This window comes from Planktothrix sp. FACHB-1355 (assembly GCF_014748295.1).
GTDB lineage: Bacteria > Cyanobacteriota > Cyanobacteriia > Cyanobacteriales > Aerosakkonemataceae > Aerosakkonema > Aerosakkonema funiforme_A.
The window spans coordinates 1-2,292 of record NZ_JACJUP010001123.1 but is presented as its reverse complement, the minus strand read 5'-3'; the positions used below and the strand labels follow the sequence as shown (position 1 = coordinate 2,292).

At 46.3% G+C, this 2,292-nt stretch carries 3 protein-coding genes; all 3 read left to right on the top strand.

Annotated features, from left to right (window positions below):
* Positions 1 to 1,070 (top strand): response regulator (locus tag H6S82_RS29745; protein WP_191057215.1); only part of this gene is annotated, 1,070 nt, incomplete at its 5' end.
* A 118-nt stretch (positions 1,071 to 1,188) separates the two neighbouring features.
* Positions 1,189 to 1,569 (top strand): response regulator, encoded by a 381-nt coding sequence (locus tag H6S82_RS29740; protein WP_190473759.1) that lies wholly within the window; start codon positions 1,189 to 1,191, stop codon positions 1,567 to 1,569.
* Positions 1,570 to 1,604: 35 nt separating this feature from the next.
* Positions 1,605 to 2,273: a phosphoribosyltransferase family protein gene (locus H6S82_RS29735; protein ID WP_190473760.1), complete on the top strand. Its 669-nt coding sequence runs from the start codon at positions 1,605 to 1,607 to the stop codon at positions 2,271 to 2,273.
* The last annotated feature ends 19 nt before the right edge of the window (positions 2,274 to 2,292 follow it).

The following is a 2,292-nucleotide window of genomic DNA, read 5'->3' as shown; positions in this document are numbered from 1 at the left end:
ACCTATCGGCGCAAAATCCACCTGTACCAGTCATTATCTTGACATCTCACGATACTTTCAGCGATCGTGTAGAAGTTGCTCGTATGGGTGGGTGCGCTTTTTTGCGAAAGCCGATCGAACCAGCCGGTGTGATGGAAGCAGTTAGTCAAGTGCTACAAAAAGAACGCAGTAATGAATTTAAGGTGATGGCAGTAGATGACGATCCCCAAATACTGTCCACTTTAGAAACTATATTGCAGCCTTGGGGCATCAAGCCGATTTCCCTAGACGACTCGCGACGTTTGTGGGAAGTCCTAGAAGCGACTGCACCGGATTTGTTGATTTTAGATATAGATATGCCTCATGTGAATGGGATTGAAATCTGTAAAGTCATACGTAACGATCCGAAGTGGAACTATCTACCGGTGCTTTTTCTTTCTAGCCACACTGATGCCGAAACTATCAAGCGGGTTTTTGGCGTTGGCGCTGATGACTACCTATACAAGCCAATTATAGGATCGGAACTGATCGCCCGTATTTTCAATCGCATACACCGAGTTAGGGTGCTGCGGAGTATTTCTGAAACGGATATTTTGACTGGAGTACTCAATCGACGCAAGTTAATGCAGGATGTGCAGCGGTTTTTAGGGATGTGTAAACGTTATGGACAAACCTTATCCTTTGCCATTTTAAATTTCGACTATTTTCAGGAATTTAACGAACAGTACGGTCATGCTGCTGGCGACATGATGTTGCAGCGATTTGGCAAATTGCTGCTGGAAAGTTTCCGCAGTGAAGATGTGGTAGGTCGTTGGGCTGATGGAAAGTTTGCGATCGGTATGTACGCTCTTAACAAAGAATCTGCCGCAAAACGCTTGAGCGACTTAATAGCTTGTTTCCAGCAATCGGAGTTGGATCGCCCAGAAGCAAGGAAGTTGCAAATCCATTTTAGCGTTGGTGTGGCTCAATATCCCGATGATGGTAGTGACTTACAATCTTTATATCATAATGCTGGTAAAGCACTAGATCTCGCTAAGGCAATGGAAGGCGATCGCATCACCTGCTATGACTTACCGAAAAATGGTGTATAAAACCCCGTGCGTAACCGGCGGGAAGGAAGCTACGCGCCGAAGTAATCTTCTAGTAGCAGATAACCTCAATCCGATTCTTCCTCAAGATAAAATCTAAAATCTAAAATCTCAAATCAGCATGGTAGCCAAGCGCATTTTAATAATTGATGATGAAGACGATATCCGAGAAATAGCTCAAGTTTCCTTGGAAACTATGGGAGGTTGGGAAGTGCTAACAGCTGCTTCCGGTAACGAAGGTTTAGCGATCGCCTCAGAGCAAGCGCTTGACGCCATTCTCTTGGATGTGATGATGCCGGATATGGATGGCCCCACTATTTTTCAAAAGCTACAGGCAAATAAAGCCACCCAACACATCCCTGTGGTCTTATTGACAGCTAAGGTTCAGGCGGCAGAACAGCGCAGATTTGCACAGTTGGGCGTAAAGGCTGTATTGACTAAACCTTTCGATCCGATGATCCTGGCAACTCAGCTAGCAAAAGCACTAAACTGGAGCCAATAAACTGGCAATTAAGCTGTAATTTGCTGGAGGAAGCCTTGTCACCTAATGTGGGATTTCAAGATCGCAACAGTGCCGGTGAGCAGCTAGCCCAAGCCATTAATGCTCAGATTGACCAGGTTCGGGAGCGAGGAGTTTCGGCTTCCCCCATTGTCTACGCTCTACCTCGCGGCGGTTTGCCAGTTGCTGCACCTGTAGCTCAGAAGCTGGGTTGCCCTTTAGATATTATCGTGGCTAAAAAGATTGTTCAGCCAGAAGACCCAGAACTAGCGATTGGTGCTGTAACTGTAGATGGGCAGGTGGTGTGGTCAAATCGATTGCCTTTACCTAAAGATCATCCGCAATTACAACAAGCGCTCCTTCAAGCTCAAGAAAAAGCGATCGCTCAATTCGATTGCTTCGCCGCTTATCGTCCTAAAATTACGCCAGAAGGTGCGATCGCCATCTTGATCGATGATGGCATTGCTACCGGGATGACAATATCTGTGGCGATTTCGGCTCTGCAACTTCAAAAAGCAGCACAGGTTTGGATCGGTACCCCTGTAGCACCTCTGGGATCGATGAAATTTTTACGCCGAATTTGCGATCGCGTTATTGTACTGGAAACGCCCCAACAGTTCTTCTGCGTCAGTCGCTTTTATGTAGAATTTCCCCAAGTCGAAATGGAAGATGCTTGTAGCTTGTTGCAACAGGTTAATCGGGGTTAGGGATTAGGGGTTAGGGGCT